The organism is Gordonia hydrophobica NBRC 16057, assembly GCF_001592365.1.
Lineage (GTDB): Bacteria > Actinomycetota > Actinomycetes > Mycobacteriales > Mycobacteriaceae > Gordonia > Gordonia hydrophobica.
In genome coordinates this window covers 118,638-141,460 of the sequence record NZ_BCWU01000004.1, presented here as the reverse complement: position 1 = coordinate 141,460, position 22,823 = coordinate 118,638, and the positions used below count along the sequence as shown (strand labels likewise).

Annotated in this window: 18 protein-coding genes and 1 riboswitch; of the genes, 10 read left to right on the top strand and 8 right to left on the bottom strand. The window is 68.3% G+C overall.

Annotated elements, in window-relative coordinates; translation table 11 throughout:
- Window positions 1-33: 33 nt before the first annotated feature.
- Window positions 34-1,383 carry an MFS transporter gene (locus GH2_RS08445; RefSeq protein WP_169802430.1) on the top strand — a complete coding sequence of 450 codons (1,350 nt, stop codon included), beginning with the start codon at window positions 34-36 and terminating at the stop codon, window positions 1,381-1,383.
- Window position 1,384: 1 nt separating this feature from the next.
- Here GH2_RS08445 and GH2_RS08440 read toward each other — a convergent pair whose 3' ends face one another.
- The 3 genes from GH2_RS08440 to glpK all read right to left on the bottom strand — a co-directional run bounded on the left by GH2_RS08440 (window position 1,385) and on the right by glpK (window position 3,869).
- Complete coding sequence (locus tag GH2_RS08440; protein WP_066165851.1) at window positions 1,385-1,870, bottom strand: SRPBCC family protein; 486 nt, start codon at window positions 1,868-1,870, stop codon at window positions 1,385-1,387.
- Window positions 1,871-1,931: 61 nt separating this feature from the next.
- Window positions 1,932-2,291, bottom strand: a complete 360-nt coding sequence (locus tag GH2_RS08435) for an ArsR/SmtB family transcription factor (protein WP_066165848.1) — start codon at window positions 2,289-2,291, stop codon at window positions 1,932-1,934.
- A gap of 69 nt (window positions 2,292-2,360) precedes the next feature.
- Window positions 2,361-3,869, bottom strand: coding sequence for a glycerol kinase GlpK (glpK, locus tag GH2_RS08430; protein ID WP_084247389.1), 1,509 nt, complete (start codon window positions 3,867-3,869; stop codon window positions 2,361-2,363).
- Window positions 3,870-3,921: 52 nt separating this feature from the next.
- Between glpK and GH2_RS08425 the strand changes: the two genes are divergently transcribed.
- A complete protein-coding gene (locus tag GH2_RS08425) occupies window positions 3,922-5,664 on the top strand; it encodes a glycerol-3-phosphate dehydrogenase/oxidase (protein WP_066165845.1) in 1,743 nt (580 codons plus the stop codon).
- A gap of 64 nt (window positions 5,665-5,728) precedes the next feature.
- A complete protein-coding gene (locus tag GH2_RS08420) occupies window positions 5,729-6,001 on the top strand; it encodes a pyridoxamine 5'-phosphate oxidase family protein (protein WP_244885343.1) in 273 nt (90 codons plus the stop codon).
- 16 nt (window positions 6,002-6,017) lie between these two features.
- Here the strand turns inward: GH2_RS08420 and GH2_RS08415 are convergent, their stop codons facing one another.
- Complete coding sequence (locus GH2_RS08415; RefSeq protein WP_204700973.1) at window positions 6,018-7,046, bottom strand: adenylate/guanylate cyclase domain-containing protein; 1,029 nt, start codon at window positions 7,044-7,046, stop codon at window positions 6,018-6,020.
- Between the two features lie 144 nt (window positions 7,047-7,190).
- Here GH2_RS08415 and GH2_RS08410 point away from each other — a divergent pair, with 144 nt between their 5' ends.
- Window positions 7,191-7,613 (top strand): pyridoxamine 5'-phosphate oxidase family protein, encoded by a 423-nt coding sequence (locus GH2_RS08410; RefSeq protein ID WP_066166530.1) that lies wholly within the window; start codon window positions 7,191-7,193, stop codon window positions 7,611-7,613.
- A gap of 11 nt (window positions 7,614-7,624) precedes the next feature.
- Here GH2_RS08410 and GH2_RS08405 read toward each other — a convergent pair whose 3' ends face one another.
- Window positions 7,625-12,280 (bottom strand): ATP-dependent helicase, encoded by a 4,656-nt coding sequence (locus tag GH2_RS08405; protein WP_439951461.1) that lies wholly within the window; start codon window positions 12,278-12,280, stop codon window positions 7,625-7,627.
- 110 nt (window positions 12,281-12,390) lie between these two features.
- A riboswitch (cobalamin riboswitch) is annotated at window positions 12,391-12,501 on the top strand.
- A gap of 15 nt (window positions 12,502-12,516) precedes the next feature.
- Between GH2_RS08405 and GH2_RS08400 the strand changes: the two genes are divergently transcribed.
- Genes GH2_RS08400 through GH2_RS08390 form a run of 3 tightly spaced genes read left to right on the top strand, consistent with a single transcriptional unit; the run spans window position 12,517 to window position 14,049 of the window.
- Window positions 12,517-12,741: a CbtB domain-containing protein gene (locus tag GH2_RS08400; protein ID WP_066165838.1), complete on the top strand. Its 225-nt coding sequence runs from the start codon at window positions 12,517-12,519 to the stop codon at window positions 12,739-12,741.
- A gap of 19 nt (window positions 12,742-12,760) precedes the next feature.
- Window positions 12,761-13,567: a CbtA family protein gene (locus GH2_RS08395; RefSeq protein WP_066165834.1), complete on the top strand. Its 807-nt coding sequence runs from the start codon at window positions 12,761-12,763 to the stop codon at window positions 13,565-13,567.
- Window positions 13,568-13,578: 11 nt separating this feature from the next.
- Window positions 13,579-14,049: a histidine phosphatase family protein gene (locus GH2_RS08390; RefSeq protein WP_244885341.1), complete on the top strand. Its 471-nt coding sequence runs from the start codon at window positions 13,579-13,581 to the stop codon at window positions 14,047-14,049.
- 277 nt (window positions 14,050-14,326) lie between these two features.
- Here GH2_RS08390 and GH2_RS08385 read toward each other — a convergent pair whose 3' ends face one another.
- Window positions 14,327-15,925, bottom strand: a complete 1,599-nt coding sequence (locus GH2_RS08385) for a DUF222 domain-containing protein (RefSeq protein ID WP_066165828.1) — start codon at window positions 15,923-15,925, stop codon at window positions 14,327-14,329.
- Window positions 15,926-16,072: 147 nt separating this feature from the next.
- Between GH2_RS08385 and GH2_RS08380 the strand changes: the two genes are divergently transcribed.
- The gene (locus GH2_RS08380; protein ID WP_066165825.1) at window positions 16,073-16,834 is read left to right on the top strand and encodes an 8-oxoguanine DNA glycosylase OGG fold protein; all 762 of its coding nucleotides are present in this window, start codon (window positions 16,073-16,075) and stop codon (window positions 16,832-16,834) included.
- A 75-nt stretch (window positions 16,835-16,909) separates the two neighbouring features.
- Window positions 16,910-18,136: an acyl-CoA dehydrogenase family protein gene (locus tag GH2_RS08375; RefSeq protein WP_066165822.1), complete on the top strand. Its 1,227-nt coding sequence runs from the start codon at window positions 16,910-16,912 to the stop codon at window positions 18,134-18,136.
- A 203-nt stretch (window positions 18,137-18,339) separates the two neighbouring features.
- Here GH2_RS08375 and GH2_RS08370 read toward each other — a convergent pair whose 3' ends face one another.
- Window positions 18,340-19,881 carry a flavin-containing monooxygenase gene (locus GH2_RS08370; protein ID WP_066165820.1) on the bottom strand — a complete coding sequence of 514 codons (1,542 nt, stop codon included), beginning with the start codon at window positions 19,879-19,881 and terminating at the stop codon, window positions 18,340-18,342.
- 118 nt (window positions 19,882-19,999) lie between these two features.
- On the opposite strand from GH2_RS08370, the gene GH2_RS08365 reads away from it, so the two are divergent.
- Window positions 20,000-21,217, top strand: coding sequence for a PucR family transcriptional regulator (locus GH2_RS08365; protein WP_066165817.1), 1,218 nt, complete (start codon window positions 20,000-20,002; stop codon window positions 21,215-21,217).
- Window positions 21,218-21,272: 55 nt separating this feature from the next.
- Here the strand turns inward: GH2_RS08365 and putP are convergent, their stop codons facing one another.
- Window positions 21,273-22,823, bottom strand: coding sequence for a sodium/proline symporter PutP (putP, locus tag GH2_RS08360; protein ID WP_066165815.1), 1,551 nt, complete (start codon window positions 22,821-22,823; stop codon window positions 21,273-21,275).

The following is a 22,823-nucleotide window of genomic DNA, read 5'->3' as shown; positions in this document are numbered from 1 at the left end:
CGTGAACTGCTCGGCCGCGAGCATCGCGCGCCGATGACCGTGATGGCGGGCGGCATCGCGCTGTTCGCCGTCAACGTGTACTTGACGACGTCGCTGCTGCCCAGTGCCGTCGCCGACATCGGCGGCGAGGAACTGTACGCCTGGACGATGACGGTCTTCCTCATCGTCTCGGTGGTCTCGTCGATGCTGGTGGCCCGCTGGCTCGCGAAGTTCGGCGCGCGGCGGTCGTATGTGTTCTCCTTCGCGCTGTTCACCGCGGGCACCATCGTGGCGGGCGCGTCGCCGACGATGACCGTGATGCTGATCGGCCGCGCCCTGCAGGGGTTCGGTGCGGGCCTGCTCGGCGGGCTCGGCTTCTCGGTGGTCCGGCTGGTGCTGCCGCCGCATCTGTGGCAGCGCTCGATCGCACTGATGTCGGCCATGTGGGGCGTCGGAAACTTCGTGGGACCGGTGGTCGGCGGGTTCTTCGCCCAGATCAACCTCTGGCGCGGCGCGTTCGCCCTGCTCGCGCTGTTCGCGCTGGGGCTGATCGGACTGACGGTGCGGGCGCTGCCCGTGCGCGGCGCCGCAGTCCAGGAACCGGGGCCGGTGCCCTGGGCGTCCCTGGCGCTGCTCACCGTCGCGGTCGGCGCGGTCAGTGTGGCGTCCCTGGTCGACGGCGCCGCCACCTGGGTTCTCCTGGCGGCGTCGGGCGTCGTCGGCCTGGCCTTCATCGGGTGGGAGCGCCGCGCGTCGACGCGTGTGCTGCCTGAGATGACCTATCACGGCCGCTCGCCGCTGCGGTGGATCTACGCGGCGATCCTGGTCCTCGCCGCCGTCTCGACCGTCGAGACCTTCCTCCCGCTGTTCGGGCAGCGCATCGGCGGACTCGGGCCGCTGGCGGCGGGTTTCCTCGGCGCGGCGATCTCGTGGGGGTGGACGGTCGCGTCGATCGGATCGAGCGGTGTCGAATCCGAGCGCGGCCGCCGGGCGGTGCGGCTGGGCGGGCCGCTGCTGCTGGGGGCCGGCCTGATCGCGTACGGCGGCCTGCAGGTGTCCGACCCGTCGATCACCGTGATCGTCGGGTGGTTCGCCGTGCTGTTCGCCGGTGGGTGCGGCATCGGCATGGCGATGGCGCACTGGTTCACCGCCGGGCTGCGCGTGACCGACGACGAGGTGCAGGCACCGCAGGTGTCGGCGGGCCTCAACACCACCCAGTTGATCGCCAATGCGTGCGGTTCGGCGTTCGCCGGGCTCCTGGTCGCGCTCGGCGGACCGGACGTCATCGACTCCGCCACGATGCTCAGCTACGGGTTCGCAGTGCTCGCGTTCTGCGGGGTCGGCGTGGCGCTGCGGGAGTTCGCCGTGGACGACCGGTGGCGCGCGAGCACTGCGTCCCGGTGACTCAGCCGCTGATCAAGGCGTCGATCTGATTGATCGCGCCGGTCGAGCCCTCGATGACGCCCATGTCGAGGACCTTCTGCAGATCGTCGGCGGTCGCGAACGTCGTCGAATACACCGCGCGGGTGCCGCCGGCCGTCGCCGAGAAGGAGTAGCGGTTGGTCGAGACCGGCATGTTCTCCGCGGGGTTGAGGTCGGCGTCGGCGAATCCGTCGTCGAAGGTGAACGACGAGGTCGGATCGATGGTGGTGAACTGCCACCAGCCGCCGAACCGTTCGCCGTCGGGGCTGGTCATGTAGTAGCTGGACCGGCCGCCGGGAGTGAAATCGTGCGCGACGAAGGTCGCGGGGTACTCCGGCGGTCCCCAGATGCGTTCGAGTTGCCGGGGGTCGGCGTAGATCTGCCAGACCCGTTCGACGGGGGCGGCGAAATCGGCGGTGATGGTGAGGGTGCGGTTCTCGGTGTCGGTCTGGACATCGGTGACAGGCATGACGGCCCCTTCCGGGAAGGCTGTAGTGGACGAGCGGGGGTTGACGAGCGGGGATTGCTGATCAGGCGGAGTCGACGGGCGGTGGCGCGACGGGCGGCTCGGCGGTGAGCAACTCATCGACGCGAGCGATGCGGCCGCGCCAGATCTGTTCGATGTCGGCGAGCATCGAGGACACCGAACGCACAGCGTTCACGTCGCCGGACGCCATCTGTTGGCGGCCGTCGCGTCGTTTGACGAGCAGCCCTGCTCGTTCCAGAACGGCGACGTGCTTCTGTACCGCGGCGAAGCTCATGTCGTACTTCTCCGCCAATGCACTGACCGAGTGTTCGCCGCCCAGGACTCGTCGCAGGATGTCGCGGCGGGTGCGGTCGGAGAGCGCGTGGAACAGGGCGTCGGCCCGGTCCTCGTCGCTGTCGGTCATGCTTCTAACGTACAACTAATCGGTTGTATGTCAAGGGGTGGTAGGAGACTGGAGTGGCATCCGGTCGTGTCAGGCCAGGTCGAAGCTGTGCGTGACCGCGCGATTCCAACCGGCGAAGAGTCGACTGCGCTCGTCGTCGGCCATCGTCGGCTCCCACTGGCCGCCGTGCGCCCAGTTGTCACGGATCTCGTCGACGCTCTTCCAGAAGCCGACGGCGAGGCCCGCGGCATACGCGGCGCCGAGGGCGGTGGTCTCGTTGACGACCGGTCGGACGACGGGGACTCCGAGGATGTCGGACTGGAACTGCATCAGCAGATCGTTGACGACCATGCCGCCGTCGACCTTCAGGGTGTTGAGCGGGACGCCGGAATCGGCCTCCATCGCCTCGATGACCTCGCGCGTCTGGTAGGCGCTGGCCTCCAGGACGGCGCGGGCGATGTGCGTCCGGTCGGCGAACCGGGTGAGGCCGACGATCACGCCGCGCGCGTCGGGACGCCAGCGCGGTGCGAACAGACCGGAGAAGGCGGGGACGAAGTAGACGCCGCCGTTGTCCTCGGCGCGGCGAGCCAATTCCTCGACCTGGGCCGCCGAGGAGATGATGCCGAGGTTGTCGCGCAACCACTGGACCAGTGAGCCGGTGACCGCGATCGAGCCCTCGAGCGCATAGCGGGCCGGTTCGTCGCCGAGCCGATAGCAGACCGTGGTGAGCAGTCCGTGCTTGCTCAGGACTGCTTCGGTGCCGGTGTTCAACAGCAGGAAGTTGCCGGTGCCGTAGGTGTTCTTCGCTTCGCCGGGCTCCAGGCAGGCTTGCCCGAACATGGCGGCCTGCTGGTCGCCGAGGATGCCGCCGAGCGGGACGTTCGGCAGGGAGCCGACGGTCCGCAGGCTGCCGAGGACCGCGGAACTGGAGTGAATGGTCGGCAGCATGGACGTCGGGATCTGGAAGTCGGCGCAGATCTCCTCGTCCCACTGCAGCGTGTGCAGGTCCATCAGCATGGTGCGCGAGGCATTGGTCACGTCGGTGATGTGCAACCCGCCGTCGACGCCGCCGGTCATGTTCCAGGCGAGCCACGAGTCCATGGTGCCGAACAGCAGGTCTCCGGCCTCGGCCCGTTCACGGACGCCGGCCACATTGTCGAGGATCCAGCGGATCTTGGGGCCGGCGAAGTAGGTCGAGAGCGGTAGTCCCGTGCGCTCGCGGTACCGGTCGACGCCGACGTCGCCTGCGAGTTCCCGGCACAGGTCGTCGGTTCGGGTGTCCTGCCAGACGATCGCGTTGTAGACCGGCTGTCCGGTGTGGCGGTCCCACACCACGGTGGTCTCCCGTTGGTTGGTGATTCCGCATGCGGCGATCTCGCCCGGCTGCAGTTGGGCGCCTGCGAGAGCTGCGGCGGCGATCCGCCGGGTGTTGCGCCAGATCTCCATCGGATCGTGCTCCACCCAACCCGCACGCGGGAAGATCTGCTCGTGCTCGAGTTGCTCGCTGTACACCACAGAACCGTTGCGGTCGAAGATCATCGCCCTCGTGGACGTGGTTCCCTGATCGATCGCAGCGACGTATTCGGCTTCCGGATTCACGGGTCACAGTCTGGCACGTCAACGCGATTACCCTCGGGTAGTCTTCAGAAATATGGAGAGCGAGTTCAATCCCGATCGTCCTGCGGACCTGAGTCCGGCCTATCGCGACGAAGCCTGGCGTCGCTTGGGGACCGAACAGTTCGACATCGTCGTCGTCGGCGGCGGCGTGGTCGGCGTCGGCGCTGCACTCGACGCCGCGACGCGCGGTCTGCGGGTGGCGCTGGTGGAGGCCCGCGACATCGCCTCGGGGACGTCGAGCCGCTCGTCGAAGATGTTTCACGGCGGCTTGCGCTACCTGGAACAGTTCGAGTTCGGTCTGGTCCGCGAAGCGCTGCGCGAGCGCGAGCTCTCGCTGCGACTGCTGGCGCCGCACCTGGTACGACCGCTGCCCTTCCTCGCTCCGCTCACCCGACGCGGCTGGGAACGGCCCTACATGGCCGCCGGCCTGTTCCTCTACGACCGCATGGGCGGCGCGAAGTCGGTTCCCGGCCAGCGTCACGTGACGCGTGCGGGCGCTCTCCGCGTGGCGCCGAGTCTGAAGCGCGAGTCGCTCATCGGCGGAATCCGTTACTACGACACCGTTGTCGACGATGCCCGCCACAGCCTGACGCTGGCGCGCACCGCCTCCCAGTACGGCGCGGTGATCCGCACCTCGACGCAGGCCATCGGCTTCCTGACCGAGTCCGATCGGGTGATGGGGGTCACGGTGCGTGACAGCGAGACCGGCGAGGTGACCGAAGTCCGCGGGCACTGCGTCATCAACGCCGCCGGTGTGTGGACCGATGAGGTGCAGGCGCTGTCGAAGCGCCGCGGCCACTTCAAGGTCCGGGCGTCGAAGGGCGTGCACATCGTGGTGCCGCGGGACCGGATCGTCTCGGAGACGGCCATCATCCTGCGCACCGCGAGCTCGGTCCTGTTCGTCATCCCGTGGGAGACGCACTGGATCATCGGCACCACCGACACCGACTGGAACCTGGACCTCGCGCATCCGGCCGCCACCCAGAAAGACATCGACTACATCCTCGATCGCGTGAACCAGGAACTGGTCACGCCGTTGACGCACGACGACATCGAGGGCGTCTACGCCGGGCTGCGGCCGCTGCTGGCCGGTGAGGACGATCAGACCTCGAAGCTCTCGCGCGAGCATGCGGTCGCCGTCGTGGCGCCCGGCCTGGTGTCCATCGCGGGCGGCAAGTACACCACCTACCGTGTCATGGGCGCCGACGCCGTCGAGGCCTGCAACGATTACATCCCCACCCGGGTGGCCCCGTCGATCACCGAGCGGGTGCCGCTGGTCGGCGCTGACGGCTACTTCGCGCTCATCAATCAGTGCGAGCACCTCGGGGAGCGGTTCGGGCTGCACCCGTATCGGATTCGTCGCCTGCTGAACCGGTACGGCTCGCTGCTCGACGACGTCCTGTACTACGCGGACGCCGACCCCGAGTTGCTCAAACCGCTGGCAGCGGCCCCGCAGTACCTGCGAGCCGAGGTGGTGTACGCGGTCTGGGCCGAGGGCGCACTGCACTTGGAGGACGTGCTGGCGCGACGCACCCGCATCGCGATCGAGTACAGCCACCGCGGTGTCGACTGCGCACAGGAGGTCGCCGATCTGATGGCGCCCATCCTGGGCTGGGACGCGGAGACCACGGCCGACGAGGTCGCGAACTACACCGCGCGGGTGCAGGCCGAGAAGGCCTCGCAACGCCAGCCCGACGACGCGTCCGCAGACGCCCTGCGCGCAGCGGCACCGGAGGCGCGGCGCGAGATCCTGGAACCGGTGCCCGTTCCCGAGTAGGCCCGACTCGGCCGCTCGCGCGGTGGACCGAGAGGCCCACCCCGAATCAGGGTCTCCGACCCCGGTGCCGGGCCGTCGCGTCGGCACCAAACTGCGCGAGCTCCTCGTCAACGTTCGCGCCGTCTTCGAGACCGACGCGTTCACCAGCCGGACCGGGTGGAGCGTGGTCGCCAAGGGGCGCGCGCACGTCCTCGTCGACCCTGCCGAGATCGCGGCCGCCGAGCAGAGTCCGCTCGACACCTGGGTGCCCACGGACAAGACCACCTACGTGCGCATCGACGTCGACGCGATCACCGGCCGACGGTTCGCCTTCGGTCTGAGTTCGCAGCGAGCCTGACCGTCGCGTCGGTCGGCTACGACTTCGCGCGGCGAACCACCCAGCAGTCGAACTTTCCGTATCCCTTCACGCTGACGTGCGGGATGCGGCGCAGGGTGAGGTCGTCGGCGCGGACGCCCTCGGGGGCGTGATCGCGGCAGAGGAGATCGTGCACCCCGCGGTCGGCGACCACCGTCCCCGGGCGGGCGACCGACGTGAGCCGGGACGCGATGTTGACGGTGGGGCCGAAGACGTCGCCGAGACGAGGCACCACGTTCCCGTAGGCGATCCCGGCGCGGACGGCGGGAAAATCGTCGTCCGGGTCCTGCCCGCGAGCAGTGAGAAGCAGCGCGATCTCGGCGGCGTCCCGGGCCTCGGCGGTGACGAACAGAGCCTCGTCCCCGATGGTCTTGATGACTTGTCCGCCGTGGTCGACGACGACGCCCGTCACCGCCGCTTCAAAACTCTCGATCCAGTCGATGAGCTCGCGCTGATCGAGCTTCTTGCTCTGCGAGGTGTACCCGACGATGTCGACGAACCCGATCGCCGTCCGGTCACCCTCGGCCGCCGAGGCTTCGCTGGTCATCAGGCTCGCGGCCGCGCTGGCCAAGTGACGGCGCCACACGTAGTTCTGGAACGCCTCGATGTTCGGGAGCGCGGCGGCGACCAGTGCCAGATGCTCGGCGTCGGTGGCGTCGTTCCGGACGCGGATCTCGGCCAGCAGTCGGGTCTGCCACTCGGCCAGTCGGGCGAAGCTGCGCGCGAGGGTGCGCACCAGGGCCGCCTGCGACTCCGCACTGACCACACCCAGTCGGATGAGCTCGTCGCTCTGCCGCAGCGCCTCGACGTCCATCGGGGTGAAGGCGACGGCGTCGTCGGCGACGTTCGGGAAGCCGAGCAGATGCCACAGCGCGACCGCGACGGCGTCGTCGACCCCGGACTGCTCGATCACATCGGACCGGGTGAGGGTCGGCGCCTGGCCCAGCAGTAGGTCTTCGAGGCCGCGCGAGAGCTCGGCGGAGATCTCGCGGGTGGGAAGCTCGTCGGTGTCATCGTCGTCGGTCACGGCCACAGTATGCGTGCCGCGTCCCGACGTCGTCCCCACTTTGTGGCGAGCGCAACGGCCGAACGTGCGGCCCCGACGGCCCGGGGCGGCTCGATGCCGCCGGAATCACTGGCCGGATGCACCGCGGCGCGGCACACTGTTGGCATGAGTGCAGACGCAGTCGAGATCCTGAGTCCAGAGCAGTCGTGGGAGTTGTTGGAAGGCAGCGTTCTTGGCCGTCTGGCCGTGTCCGCCGACGGCATGCCCGATGTCTTTCCGGTGAACATCTATGCGGCGAACGGGAAGGTGCTGTTCCGCACCACGGAAGGCACCAAGCTCGCCGACCTCGCGGCCAACAACAACGCCGTCATCGAAGCGGACTCGTTCACCAGTCGGATCGGGTGGAGCGTGGTCGCGAAGGGACGCGCTCGCATCCTCGTCGACCCGGCGGAGATCGACGCCGCCGAGAACAGCCCGCTGCGGACCTGGGTCTGGCCGAAGAAGACCATCAACGTGGAACTCGACGTCACGCAGATCACCGGGCGACGCTTCATCTTCGGTTCCGACCCGGAGCGGGAGATCACGTAGACGGGTGTCGCTCAGCGGTGCCGCGGGTCGTAGTTCATCCGCAGGCCGCGCGGCGTCGTCGAGAATCCCGCCGCGACCAGGTGTTCGCCGATCGCGGTGCGGCGGACCGGCTCACCGTCGACCTGATCGATGTGGATGCGCGGGATCCGGCCGCCGGCCACGGCTCGAACCAGGGCGAGCGCCGCTGCCTCGAGCGCGGGGGCGTCGTCGGTGAAGGTCAGGACCGTCTTGCCACCGCGTTCCACGAACAGCACGGCGCGGCCGCCCACCAGGACGACCACCGCGCCGGGTTTGCGCCCCGGTCGATGTCCGGACTCCACCGGTCGTTCGGGCCAGTCGAGTGCGGCGCCGAACGGATTGGCGGGATCGGTGGATGCCAGGACGACGGCGTCGGACCGCTGCTCACGGTTCGGGACCACCGACTCGCGGAGCAGGTCGACGGTGTGCCCGGACGCGAACTGCGCGCCACCCAGACCATCGATGTAATAGCCGCGGCGCACCTGCCCGTTGTCCTCGAAAACGCCGAGCGCCTTGTAGATCCGTGCGAATCCGCCTTCCGTCGACTCCGCGGCCACCGACCCCTTCGTCACCACGCCGTAGCGGTCGAGGAGGATCTCGCAGGTCGCCGCCGCAGCCGCCGTCGGGTCGACGAGCGGCCTGCGGACCACCGACCAGCGACCGCCCACCTGCGGCGGAGTGGCCGGCGCCGCCGCGGCTCCGGCCAGATAGTGCGACGACAGCCGGGCGCTCCGCAGCCGCGGCGCACGGCCGCGCGTGCGGTGCGCGGACGTCGCCGCCGATCGTGACGTCCGAGGCGGGTCGAGCGCCGCACGGACCACCGAGAACGAGTCGTTGGTGAGGTGACCGGCCCAGACCAGGTCCCACAGCAGGTCGGAGAGTTCGCCGTCGTCGACGGGGGCGCCCGATTCGGTCAGCGCGGCCGACAGTTCGCGGAACCGGACCGCGCCGAGTCGGTCGAGCGCATCGAGGACCGTCCGCTGCGCCGCCTCCAACTCGTCCGTCTGCGGTGGTCGCAGGGTCAGCGGCGCGGCGTCCGCGAGATGCAGTGCCACCCACCCGTCCGCGCCGCCGATCCCGCCGTGGCCCGACCAGATCACCTCGCCGGACGCGGTGAGCTCGTCGAGCATTCCCGGACGATAATCGTCGACGCGTGCCGGAAGGACCAACGTCTCCCAGGCGGATGCGGGAATCGGTTGCCCGGCAAGCTGTTCGACGGCCGCGGCCACCCCGGCGACGCCGCGCGGGCGAGTGGAGTCGGTGATCCGCTGCCAGCCGAGCAGAAAACGGGCGTACGCGTCGCCGGACACCGGTTCCACCTCGGCCCGGCCGGCGGCGAGGGACCCGCGACGCAGTTGGGTCAGCACGTCGGCGTGACACCACTGCGGCGTCTGCTCGGCGTCGGGCAGCACAGTGAACTCGCCTTCGATCACCGTGCGTCGACCGGCGAGCTCGGCCAACGTCCGGGTCACGACCGCGGGAGCCATGCCCAGTGCGGCGACCACGTCGGCGACGGTGAACGGGCCGTGCGTGCGCGCGAATCGATGCACCAGATCGGCCACCGGATCGGCGACCGGCTCCAGATAGGCGGCCGGAACACCGAGGGGGAGGGGGATGCCGAGCCCGTCGCGCAGGCGGGCGGCATCGTCGACGGCGGCCAGATGCGGGGTCCCGCGCAGGCTGATCTCACAGATCGCGCCGTCGGCGATCAGCGCGTCGAGCAGGAGTCCGAGATCGTCATCGCCGCGGTAGCGGTCGGCGAGGTCGGCACGTGAGCACGGGCCCAGCCAGCGCAGCAGGTCGACGACGTCTTCGCGGTCGCGTGCTCGGCGTTCGGGCGCGGTGCGCTGCAGTCGTGCGACGACGGTCTCGATGACGTTCGGGTCCAGCAGTTCGCGCAGGTCCACGCGCCCGAGCAACTGCGCCAACAAGGCGGTGTCCAGTGACAGTGCGGTGGCGCGACGTTCGGCGAGCGGCGCGTCGTCGTCGTAGATGAACGATCCGACGTAACCGAGGAGCATCGACGCGGCGAACGGCGAGGGCGCGGACGTCTGGACCTCGGTGACGCGGATCTTGCGCCGTGCGATTCGGGTGAGGACCTCGGTCAGCGCGGGGAGGTCGTAGACGTCGGCGAGGCATTCGCGGACGGTCTCCAGAATGATCGGGAAGTCGGGGAATCGCGACGCCACCGACAGCAGTTGCGCGCTGCGTTGCCGCTGCTGCCACAGCGGCGCACGCTTACCGGGATCGCGGCGCGGCAACAGGAGCGCTCGGCCCGCGCATTCGCGGAATCGGGAGGCGAACAGCGACGAGTCGGCGAGCGCCCGCGTCACGTCGTCGTCGATGTGATCGGGGTCCAGGACGAAGACATCGGCGCCCGGCGGATCGTCATCGGTGTCGGGGAGACGGACGATGATGCCGTCGTCCGTCGCGGTCGTCGCGCCGTCGAGTCCGAGGCGCGCCGACAAGTGTGCGGCGATCGCGCTCGCCCACGGCGCATGCACCCGCAGGCCGTACGGAGAGTGCAGCACCAGCCGCCAGTCGCCGAGCTCGTCGCGGAACCGTTCGACGACGAGCGTGCGATCGGTCGGGAGGACACCGGTCGCCTCCTTCTGCTCGGCGATCAGCGCGGCCAGATTCTGCCGCGCGTAGGTGCTCAACCCCAACTCGTCGGCCAGGCGTGCGAGCTTGGCGTCATCGCCCGCGACACCGACGAACTTGCCGATCGCCGCACCCAGTTCGGCCGGACGGCCCACCGCGTCGCCGATCCAGAACGGCAGCCGCCCCGGCACGCCGAACGCGGGTGAGACCAGCACGCGGTCGTGCGTGATCTCCTCGATCCGCCAACTCGACGCACCGAGTGCGAACACGTCGCCGACGCGCGACTCGTACACCATCTCCTCATCGAGCTCGCCGACCCGCCGAGGCTGCCCACTCCGGTCGTCGCCGGAGCCCGCCAAGAAGACGCCGAACAGTCCGCGATCGGGAATCGTGCCGCCGGAGGTGACGGCCAGCCGCAGCGTTCCGCGGCGGGCGACCAGCGTTCCCGCCGTCCGGTCGTAGTCGACGCGCGGCCGCAGTTCGGCGAACTCATCGGACGGATAGCGGCCGGAGATCAGGTCGAGGACGGCGTCGTACACGTCGCGGGTCAGCGTCCGATACGGCATCGCGCGCCGTACCGTGACGTACCAGCCGTCCACGTCGAGATCGGCCACGGCCGTGGCGGCGATGGTCTGCTGGGCCAGGATGTCGAGGGGATTCGACGGCACGGACAACGCCTCGATGCGCCCGCTCCGCATGAGCTGCGTGACGACCGTGCAGTGGATCAGATCGGTGCGATGTTTAGGGAACAGGACTCCCTGACTCACCTCGCCGACTTGATGCCCCGCCCGACCGATGCGCTGCAGTCCGGCCGCCACCGACGGCGGCGCCTCCACCTGAATCACCAGGTCGACCGCGCCCATGTCGATGCCCAGCTCCAATGAACTGGTGGCGACGACGCACCGGAGTCGCCCGGACTTGAGGTCGTCCTCGATCTGCGCGCGCTGCTCCTTGCTGACCGATCCGTGGTGTGCGCGAGCGAGCACCGGTGCGGCGCCGCCCGCGGTACCGCTGCCGGAGACGTACGACGGCATGCCGCCGGGCACCTCGGGATTCGGCCGCTGCGGGTCGACGTCGAGTCCGGCGCGCGCCGCCGCGATCTCGTTGAGGCGCGCGGTGAGCCGTTCGGCCAGTCGGCGCGAGTTCGCGAAGACGATCGTCGCCCGATTGGCCTCGATGCGGTCCACGATCGCGGCCTCGACATGCGGCCACAGCGATCCGGCGGTCGGGGAGAAGGCGTCGTCGAGCCCTTCGTCTCCGGTCTCCGGCGGCGGAATGTTCGCCATGTCCTCCACCGGGACGTCGACGGTGAGGTCGAAGGTCTTGGCGGCGGGCGGTTTCACGACCGTGCACGCGGCGTCGCCGGCAAGGAATTCGCCGACCAGCGACTCCGGGCGGACTGTCGCGGACAGACCGATTCGCTGGGCGGGGTGGGCGAGCAGGGTGTCCAGCCGCTCCAGCGACAGCGCCAGATGGGTGCCGCGCTTCGTGGCCGCGACCGCGTGCACTTCGTCGACGATGACCGTGGTGACCGTGCTCAACGTCTCCCGAACGGCGGAGGTCAGCATCAGGTACAGCGACTCGGGCGTGGTGATCAGGATGTCGGGCGGGTGGGTCTGCAGGCGGCGGCGGTCGGCGGGCGGTGTGTCGCCGGAACGGATACCGACGCTGATTGACGGCGCCTCGACGTCCATTCGTGCGGCGGCGTTGGCGATGCCGACGAGCGGCGCCGACAGATTGCGTTGCACGTCGACCGCCAGGGCTTTCAACGGCGACACGTACAGGATGCGGACGCCGGTCTGCTCCGGTTGCGGACCGGAGAGCCGCTCGCGGTGCAACGAGTCGATCGCCCACAGGAATGCCGCCAGAGTTTTACCGGACCCGGTCGGCGCGACGACGAGCGTGTGCTCTCCGCGAGCGATCGCCGACCACGCACCGGACTGGGCTCGCGTCGGCGTGCCGAACGCCTCGGTGAACCACCGTTGCGTAGCCGGATGCATGCTCTGCAGAATCGACGTTCCCCGGGCCACGGATCCATTCAAGCGCATCCCTGTGACATCCCGTCTGCGTCGGGCGCAGCGGACTGGGCAGCAACCTTCCGCCGCAGTCCGGCAGGCGCTGCTCGCCGGAGCGGTACACTCAGCGGATCGACGAGATTAACCCGGTGTGAATCCGGGGCGGTCGCGCCACTGTGAGCGGTCCTGTTTCCGGGACTGTGAGCCAGACAGTCGCGTCGGTACCACGCCGAACCGGACGCGAAATCCGGAGAACAGGACGAACTCTCATGTCTGCTTCACTTGCAGCCGTCAAGCCGACCCGCGCGCTGGCACTTCCCGCCGCGTCGACCGCGAGCGCAGCGCTCTGGCTCACCGCCACGGTGCTGCTGGCCGCGCTGGCCTACTACTTCCTCGGCTACGACCAGGGCGCGGTGTCGGTCTTCGGGAGCGATACGCACGTGCACGAGTTCGTGCACGATGCACGGCACTTCCTCGGCTTCCCCTGCCACTGAGTCGGGAGGACAACCGAATATGGAACGCAAAATCACCGGCATCGGCGTGCTCGCCGGACTGATCGCCGGCGTCGTCGCCTTCGTGTACGCCCGGATCTTCATCGAGCCGCAGGTCGCTCGCGCCATCGACTACGAGGACGAGCGATCGCACGCCGAGTCGATGATCACCGGAGAGCACGGACACGAGCACGAGCTGTTCACTCGGAGCGTGCAGGAGAACATCGGCGCCGGAATCGGCACCGTGATCTTCGCCGTCGCGATGGGCGCCTTCTTCGCCGTCGCCTTCGTGGTCCTCTGGTCGTACCTCGGTCGCCACCGGCCGTCGACCGATCCGCGCTTCGCGGCGATCGGCCTGGCCGCGGCGGCCTTCGTCGCGGTGATCGGAGTGCCGTACTTCGTGTACCCGCCGAACCCGCCCGCAGTCGGTGACGAGGACACCATCGGCGCCCGGTCCGGCGCGTACCTCACGCTGACGCTGGTCTCGGTCGCGCTGATGGTCGCTGCCGCAGCGCTGTACTTCTGGCTGGCGGACCGGATCGGCGGCCTGCAGTCCGGGCTCGCCGCAGCGGTCGTGTACCTCGTCGGCGTCACGATCACGTCCGCCTTGCTTCCCTCGTTCGCCGAGATCCCCGGGCCGGTGATGGACGGCGATCGGATCGTCGGCGCCGGCTTCCCGGGCCAGGTGGTCGCTGACTTCCGCGTCTACGCGATCGCCAACCAGGTGCTGCTGTGGACCGTGTTGACGGCGGTGTTCGTCGCGCTGCTCGGCAGAATGGCGCGTCGTGAGGCATCGCGCGAACTGGAGTCGGTCGGGGCTCAGTCCTGACCCGACTGCGCGTGGTGGTCGCCGCTCGGACCGCACCCAACAGAACGGTGCGGTTCGGCGGCGAACACGATCCGCTCGACGAGCGAGGGCTGCGCGATGCGACGGCGCTCGGAGCGACGGTGGACGGACCACTCATCTCCGGACCCGAACTGTCCGTGGTCCAGACGGCCCGCGCCGTCACGACGGATGTGTCGGTGAATCACGAACTGTGCTCACTCGACGTCGGGCGATGGCGGGGCGTCACTCCGCAAGACCTGCCAGCCGCGCAGGTGGGTGCATGGCTTGCCGATCCGGACTGGATCGGGCACGGAGGTGAATCCGTCGCGTCGTTTGTGGAACGGATCCGACGCGCGACGGAGTCGCTGAACCCGATGAACCTCGTGGTCGCGAAACCAGTGGCGCAGGCATTGCTGTGCGTCGACGCCGCGGGATTCTTCGCGGTCGACGTTCGCCCGGCGACGGTGTACGACGTCGGGTTGTGACACGCGGCGGGGCCCGACAGAGGGGATGGGCAACCGAAGGATTCAGAACGGGGTTGGCCGTCGGCAGCCGCCATGGCCGCTTCCTGTGCTTCGCGGGCGCGGCGGTTCGCGGCCCGCCGCTGCATGCGGTAGCGGTGCTTGGCCTGCACCCGCGATGAAGATCGTTCTGGTGCCTGGTCGGCGTGTCCGATTCCCGGGCGTGTCGCCGAGGGTGCAGTGGGGTCGGGAAAGAACTGAGCGCACCCGCCGCGAGGCGTGGCGGAGCGCCGACCGGCAATCAGAACGGGGGTTGCCCGTCCGCAATCGCCATCGCCGCGGCCTGCGCTTCGCGGGCGCGGCGGTTCGCGGCCCGCCGCTGCATGCGGTAGCGGTGCTTGGCCTGCACCCGCGATGAAGATCGTTCTGGTGCGTGCTCGGCGTGTCCGATCCCCGGGCGTGTCGTACCCGCCTCAGTGTCGGGGTGTGAGCACGGAATGAGTCCGAGTTCGGGGAGCAGCCATGTGTTGGCCGCCTGCTGGCGGACGGTCACGCCCTCCGGGGTGGTGACCTCGGTCCAGACCACACCGTTGGCGTCGACGATCTGATCGTCGAGCCAGCCGTCGGCGTGGGTTTTCAAACCGTGATGGAACGTGCATTTCGGATTCAGGTTGCACAGGCAGGTCGGACCGCCCGCGGCGGGGGCGGTGTGGTCGAACTCGGTGACATGATCGGGTTCGCACCGCCACGCCGGGCGATCGCATCCGGCCCAGGAGCAGGTGCCGAACAGTCCGCGGACCGCCGTGTCCAACGCGGCCGTCGGCCGGTACGGGTTCCCGGGCTGGCACATCCGATCAGCCAGGTCAGCCACATTCAGCGGGCGGCACACCGCATCCGGGCGGGCCGCGAGATCCCGAACATGGGCCGCCGAGATCGGGCCGTGCCCGTCCATCACCGCCGGCACCGCCGACACCCCGTCCAGAGTTTCCTGCCGGGTCACCACGTGCACCACGATCCTCGCGCACCGCGCCGCCACCTGCGCTTCCGACAACTCCGCCGCACAATCATCACGCTGACATTCGCAGGTGAACGGCACACCAGTCATCCGAGCGACGGCCGCATCCGCACGCAACTGGCCACGCGTGCGCGGATCGTGACGGCAGACCCCGGCGATGACCGCGTCGACGGCGTCTTTGCACAGGAGTGCATCCTCGGGCGTGGTGGTGACGATGACCTCCGAGGCGGTGTCGTTGAGCGGGTTGATCACCATCTTCTTGGCGGCTTTGGCCTGCTCGCGGGTCACGGTCACCGCATCCCGGTCGTGTTCGGCGACGATCGCGGCCACCGCGTCCTCGACGCGCCGCGCCGACAACCCACCCATCGTGGTCAACCGGTGTGCGATCTCGGCATCGATGAATGCCAACAGATCGGGGTCGTCGACCAGGGCGGTCTGCTCCACCACCCGCTGAAACCACGCCGCCGTGATCACCCCGTCCCGCAGCAGCCGCCCGACCGTCGGGATGCGCTCGAAGCAGGCTTGTGCGGCTTCGACAAACCGTTCGGCGGTGCACTGCCGGACCCCGGCGACCGTGGCATACGACGCGGCGACCTGACACAGGGGGTCGTACACCCGCGTGTACACGTCGGTGGCGCCGGTGGCGTCGGCCTGCGCCATCCGCGTCCGGAGCAGCCCGTACACGGCCTGATACCGGTACCACCGCAGGAGTCCGCCGACCGACTCCGCGTGCGCGGCGAACACCAACGCCGCAGCGTCGTCGGACTGCGGCTTGCCGACCGTCTCCGGCCGCGGCACACGCATCACGATCGCCTCGTCGGTGACCTGTACCGACGCACCCACCACACCCGTCCGACCTGCCGGACCCATCGTCGCCACAGCCATGACACCCTCCCCAGTCAACGAAACCAACACAACCCTGATCTAGAACTCACGTTCGATTCTAGTGATGGGGTCTGACAAATTGTCGACGACGACAAGGGCGGTGACCGACGACCGATGGATGTCGTACCTTCGTGCCACCATGCGTGCATGGACGATCGAGACGCTGACCTGGGAGTGCCGCCCGACTGCGTGGAGTGGTGCCGCAGTCAGCCGTACTCGGAGATGGTTCTCGACGATGTGGTGGGGGTCGATCTGGACTGGTGGAACACCCGCCTGGCCCGGCACCGGATTCCAGCCCAGGTGTCGGGTCGGAGCGCGGACGGAGCCCAGGTGTGGACCGGCAAGGCCTTCATTCGTCGCGGCGACCTGGAGTGTGAGGTCGACGGCGTCGAACTGAGAGAAGAGCCCGAATTCAGTCGGCTCTACCACTGCGCGGCGTGGTTGACGGGCCATCGTCTGCGCAGTGTGCCGCGCCGATTCGTCGACATCTCCGAGCCTGGGCTGGACGATTGTCGGTTTGCTGCGATCGAACAGGCGTTGATCGCGTGCCAGAGCCCGCCTGGCCTGTTCGACGCCGCCGCGTACCGCGACTGGTCCGGGTGGCCGACCGCACCCGGCGTCGGCCACGCCCTGATGTCGATGTACTGCTGGGCGATTCACGGCGGCCGCGGCGACCGTCCGCAACTGCTCGACAACGACTCCGCGGGCAGCCTCACGTGGCACGGGTGGCTGGTGTCCGCGTCGGTCTCGCAGTACTCGGTGCGCACCTACATCCGATACAACGCGCTGATCCACGGTTGGGCGCAGGAGGCGGCGGTTCCCGCGGAACTGATTGAGATGTGGCTCAATCGCGAGTGGAACATCCGTTGTGCGGCGGCGTCGCCGCGACGTGACGGCCTCCCGTTGTGACGCGGGTGTCGCGGCGTGCGACTGCTCAGGGTAGCGTCAGACCACAAGTGGAACGTGTTCTAGTTTGGAGGCTTGATGTTCGAGTGGTCTGAAGAAGATGTGATGGTCCGCGACGCCGTGCGCGGCTTCATCGACAAGGAGGTCCGGCCGAACGTCGATGCACTCGAATCCGGTGAGCTGCCGCCGTACGACATCCTCCGAAAGATGCTGAAGTCCTTCGGCATGGACTCGATGAACTCGGAGAGTCTTCAGAAGGAGATCGCGGCGGAGGAGTCCGGAGCCGAGCGCGCCAAGGGCGGCGGTTCCAACAGCCTCGCCAACTCGATGTTCCTGATCCTGAACATGGAGATGGCCGGAGTCAGCCTCGGTCTCATCGCGTCGATGGGCGTCTCGATGGGCTTGACCGTCTCGACGATTCGCAGTCGCGGCACGCTCGCACAGAAGAAGCGCTGGCTTCCGGAATTGGTGACGATGGAGAAGGTCGGTGCCTGGGCGATCACGGAACCCGACAGCGGTTCTGACGCGCTGGGCGGCATGAAGACCACGGTGCGGCGCGACGGCGACGACTACATCCTCAAGGGCAACAAGACGTTCATCACCAACGGTCCTTACGCCGACACGATGGTGGTCTTCGCCAAGCTCGATGAGGGTGACGGTACCCCGATCCGCGACCGCAAGGTCCTGACCTTCGTCCTCGACAAGGGCATGGAGGGGCTCACGCAGGGCAAGCCGTTCAAGAAGATGGGCATGATGAGTTCGCCGACGGGAGAACTCTTCTTCGACAACGTCCGGGTGAGCAGGGATCGACTCCTCGGCGAGTCCGAGGACACCGGCTCGGACAAGCGTGGCGGTGACAGTGCGAAGGCGGGCTTCACCGCCGAGCGCATAGGCATTGCCGCGCTGTCGCTCGGCATCATCAACGAGTGCCAGCGGCTGTCGATCGAGTACGCGAAGACGCGCACCCTGTGGGGGCAGGAGATCGCCAAGTTCCAGCTGATTCAACTGAAACTGGCCGAAATGGAGATCGCCCGACTGAACGTGCAGAACATGTTGTTCGTCGCGATGGAGGCGTCGAAGGCGGGCAAGCCGCCGACGCTGGCGCAGGCGTCGGCGATGAAGCTCTACTCGTCGCGAGCCGCGACGGAAGTCGCGATGGAGGCGGTTCAACTCTTCGGCGGCAACGGCTACATGGCCGAGTACCGAGTGGAGCAGTTGGCGCGCGATGCGAAGTCCCTCATGATCTACGCGGGCTCGAACGAGATCCAGGTGACCCACGTGGCGAAGGGACTGCTGGCGCAGTAGGAGACAAGACACGCCCTCGGAGGGCAAGGGCGGTCGTCGGCGACAGTGCCGGGATCACCCCCCCCGATGGCCGCGGATCGCCCGCGATTCCAGCGTGCGACGGTCTCGATGACTGCGTGCTCGCTCCGCTCGCAGGCAGCACTCGACCAACGTGAGGCGCCAACCACCGGGCACCAACGTGGGGTGGCGTCGTCAGTCGTCGATCAGGCGCCGACGGACTCCGGCTCCTCGGATCCGTTCGATGCCGCGGATGAGACGTCGGCAGTGCGGTAGGTGAGGAACTGGTCGTCGACCGCGCCGTTGCGCAGCTGCTTCACGTCGGCGGCGACGGCCATGGTCATGGTCCACGGCGCCTCGGTGCCCTGCTTCGGCAGCCGGTCGAGTGCGCGCTTGACATACCCGGCGCCGAAGTCGAGCAGCGGACGGGTCGGCATCCCCGGGGTCGGGACGGCTTCGACCGAGGCGTAGCCGTGCTCGTCCATGTGCGTCAGCATGCGGCACAGGTACTCGCAGAGCATGCCGATCTTGAGGGTCCACGAGGAGTTCGTGTACCCGATCGCCAGCGTCCAGTTCGGCACGCCGGAGAGCATCGCGCCGCGGTAGGCGACGGTGTCGGCGAGGTCGATGGCGACCCCGTTGCGATGCAGTTCCAGACCGCCGAACAGTTGCAGGTTCAGGCCTGTCGCGGTGACGACGATGTCGGCGTTCAGCACGGTGCCGTCCTCGAGTTCGACGCCGTTCGCCACAAACCGCTTGATCCGACCGGTCTCGATCGATGCAGTTCCCTTCTTCAATGCCTTGAACAGGTCACCGTCCGGGACCACGCACAGTCGCTGATCCCACGGGTTGTACGGCGGGTTGAAGTGGGTGTCGAGGTCGAAGTCGCGGGGGAGCAGTGCGGCGTTGGTCCGACGGATGACCGTGCGGGCGAGCTTCGGGTAACGCTGGCAGAAGTTGTAGAAGAAGCGCTGCTGCCAGATGTTCTTCTGCCGACTCAGCGCGAAACCGCGTTCGGCGCCGAGCACCTTCTTCATGGCGTTGGCGATCGCGTCCTCGCGCGGCAACGGGATCACATAGGTGGGCGTGCGCTGCAGCATCGTGACGTGTTCGGCGTCGCCGGCCATCGACGGGACCAGCGTGACCGCGGTGGCGCCGGAGCCGATGACGATGACCTTCTTGCCCCGGTAGTCGAGGTCTTCGGGCCAGTGCTGGGGGTGGATGATCTGTCCGGTGAAGTCGTCTCGGCCGGCGAACTCGGGGGTGAAGCCCTCGTCGTAGTTGTAGTAGCCGGTACCCGCGAACACCCAGCGCGCGGTGACCTGCGAGGTTTCACCGGTGTCGGTGTGTCGCACCGTCAGCGTCCACAGCTGTTGCTCGTCGGACCAGTCTGCGGCCACCGCGCGACGGTTGAAGGCGATCTTCGATTCGAGCGCGTCGTCGGCCACGGCTTCGCGCAGGTAGTCGAGGATGCGTGGGGCGTCGGCGATCGCCTGCGGATCCATCCACGGCTTGAACTCGTAGCCGAAGGTGTGCAGATCGGAGTCGGAGCGGATGCCGGGGTAGCGGAACAGATCCCAGGTGCCGCCGAGGTCGGCGCGCGACTCGAGGATCGCGAACCGACGCCCGGGGTGCTCGACCGTCAGGTAGTGCGCGGCGCCGATGCCGGAGATGCCTGCGCCGAGGATGACGACGTCGAGCGGCTGACTGTCCTGGATCAGTGCGGTGGCGGTCGGTTCGGGGTTCATGGAGTTTCCGTTCGTCCGAAGGGCTGGTGCTTCACTACCAATGATCGTTGTCATCGTTGGCGAATTGCAAGTGTAAATCAAACCAGAAGACTGGTAATTTGGGTGCATAATCAACCACATGGCTTCACGGCATGTCCCGTTACGCACCCCCACGGATGCCGTAGCGGCGTTGATCCGGTCCGGCGTGGAGGCCGTGCTCGACGCCGCACCGCAATGGCTCGCGGAGATGAACGACGCGGCCATGCACCCGGCTGGGATGGAGGGTGTGGTCGTCGACGCGGATTTGCGAGAGATCGCACTCCGCATCAATGAGGGCAACTTGCGGCACTGGGCGCAGAGCAATCTGACCGAGCCCGGAGCACGCGTCTCGGTGAACATGACCGAGGAGACGGCGTTCTTCATCCGCGACCTGGTGCGTCGGGGGTTCGACTCGGGCGCACTCGATTCGTTCCGGACCGCACAGAACGCCGCATGGCAGATCTGGATGCAGGTCTGCTTCTCGTTGACGCAGGATCCGCCGCTGCTCCGCGAACTGCTGGAGATCACCTCGACGTCCATCGCAACCTTCATCGACGACACAGTGGCCGAACTCGCGCGCCAGATCGACGTCGCGCGAGCCGAACTCGCCGGTGACACGCACGCTCAACGACGTGCCGCCGTCGCCCTGCTCCTCGAGGGAGCGCCGATCGCCCCCGCCCGGGCCGAACTGCAACTGCGGTACTCGATCGAGGGTCCGCAGACGGCCTTGATCGTGTCCGCCGATGCCGGATTGGGCACCGACGACGTGGAGGAGGCCTGTGAGTCGATCATGAGCGATTCGCACGCCGAGCGACGGCTCACCGTGGTGGCGGGCACCGCAGAACTGTGGGTGTGGCTGCCTGTCGCGACGGTGGTCGTGGAGCCCGCACTCGCCGCGCATCCGCACGTGAGGGTTGCTGCCGGCGGCTCCGGACTGGGGCGGGAAGGCTTCCGGCGCAGCCATTTCCAAGCACTCGAGGCCCGCCGGTTGGTGACTCGTCTCGGCTCGTCAGCGCGCGTCGTCCGCTACGACGACGTGACGCTGGTGTCGGCGATGACCGATGATCTGACTCGGCTGGACGACTTCGTCGCCCACACTCTCGGCGACTTCGCGACGGCCGACGCTGCGCTCCACGAGTCCGTGCGGGTGTGGTTCGCATCCGGCTGCAACGCGAGCGCCGCGGCAGGGAAGCTGTACACGCACCGGAACACCGTCGTGCGGCACATCGCACGCGCCGAAGAACTGCTGCCGAAACCGCTGGAGAAGCACGCGGTGGCGGTCGCCGCAGCACTGGAAGTACTCCGCTGGCGGGCGTGATCGCCGATCGGCTGCGGGAGATCAGCGCCGACGATCACCGCCTCGACGACGGGTGTCAGGCGTCGGTGAGAGACGGCTCGTTCGGCGGTTCGACGTACGGTTCCTTGGACCGGCTCAACTCGACCGCGCGCGTGAACTCCTCGTCGATCTCCGGGTCGCGGCGGTGTGTCAGGGCGCTGACGACGATGATGACGAGCAGGCTCGCGAAGAAGCCGGGCACGATCTCGTACATCTGTTCGCTGAGCCACGACTGTCCCCATGCGTACGAGACCGCGGCCCCGACGACGATGCCGGACAGGGCGCCCGCGGTGCTGACCCGACGCCAGTACAGGCTCACGATGATGATCGGGCCGAAGGCGGAGCCGAAACCGGCCCACGCGAAGGCGACGAGGTCCAGAATGCTGTTGGACGGCGAGATGGCGAGGACGGCGGCGATGACCGCGATCGCGAGGACGCCGCAGCGGCCGAGGATCACGTAGGTCTTGTCGGAGAGCTCCGGTCGGCCGGACTTCTGCGCGACCAGCTTGTACAGGTCCTCGACCAGTGCCGATGAGCAGACGACGAGCTGCGACGAGATCGTCGACATGATCGCGGCGAGCACGGCGGCCAGCACCAGACCCGCGATGAACGGGTGGAACAGCAGCTCGGACAGGACCAGGAAGATGGTCTCGCTGTCGGCGGGGGCATCGGCGGTGTTCTTGGCGAAGTAGGCGATCCCGACGAGTGCCGTGCCCACCGCGCCGAGGGCGCACAGGAACATCCAGCCGATCCCGATACGGCGCGCCACACCGGCTTCGGAGGGCACGCGCAAGGCCATGAATCGGACGATGATGTGCGGCTGACCGAAGTAGCCGAGGCCCCACGCGGCGGCGGAGATGATGCTGATGACGGAGCTGCCGGTGATGAAGCTCAGACGGCCGGGATCGACGGCCCGGACACCGTCGAGGGTGGCGCCGACGCCGCCGAGGTCGATGACGCCGATGATCGGCACCGCCAACAGCGCCACCACCAGCAGCAGACCCTGTGCGACGTCGGTCAGCGACGCACCGAGGAAGCCTCCGAACAGGGTGTAGAGCATGGTGACGCCGGCGACGATCAGCATGCCGATCGTGTAGTCGACGCCGAACGAGCTGTCGAAGAACTTGCCGGACGCCACCATGCCGCTGGAGACGTAGAACGTGAAGAACACCAGGATGATCACGCCGCACACGATGCGGAGCATGCGCGAGTCGTCGTGCAGTCGCGATTCGAGGAAGCTGGGGATGGTGATGGAATCGCGTGCCACCTCGGTGTAGGCGCGCAGTCGCGGTGCGACGATCTTCCAATTGGTCCACGCACCGATCAGCAGTCCGATCATGATCCATGACGCGGACAGGCCCGAGACGTACATGGCGCCGGGCAGGCCCATCAGCAGCCAGCCGGACATGTCCGACGCGCCTGCGCTGAGGGCGGCGATCCACGGCTTCAGTCCGCGGCCGGCCAACATGTAGCCGTCCAAGTCGTTGCGGGTGCGGCGGTAGGCGTACCAACCGATGCCGAGCATCGCAGCGAAGTACAGCCCCACAGCGACCAGGGCGATGACCTTGTCGTCGGGATCAACGGCCAT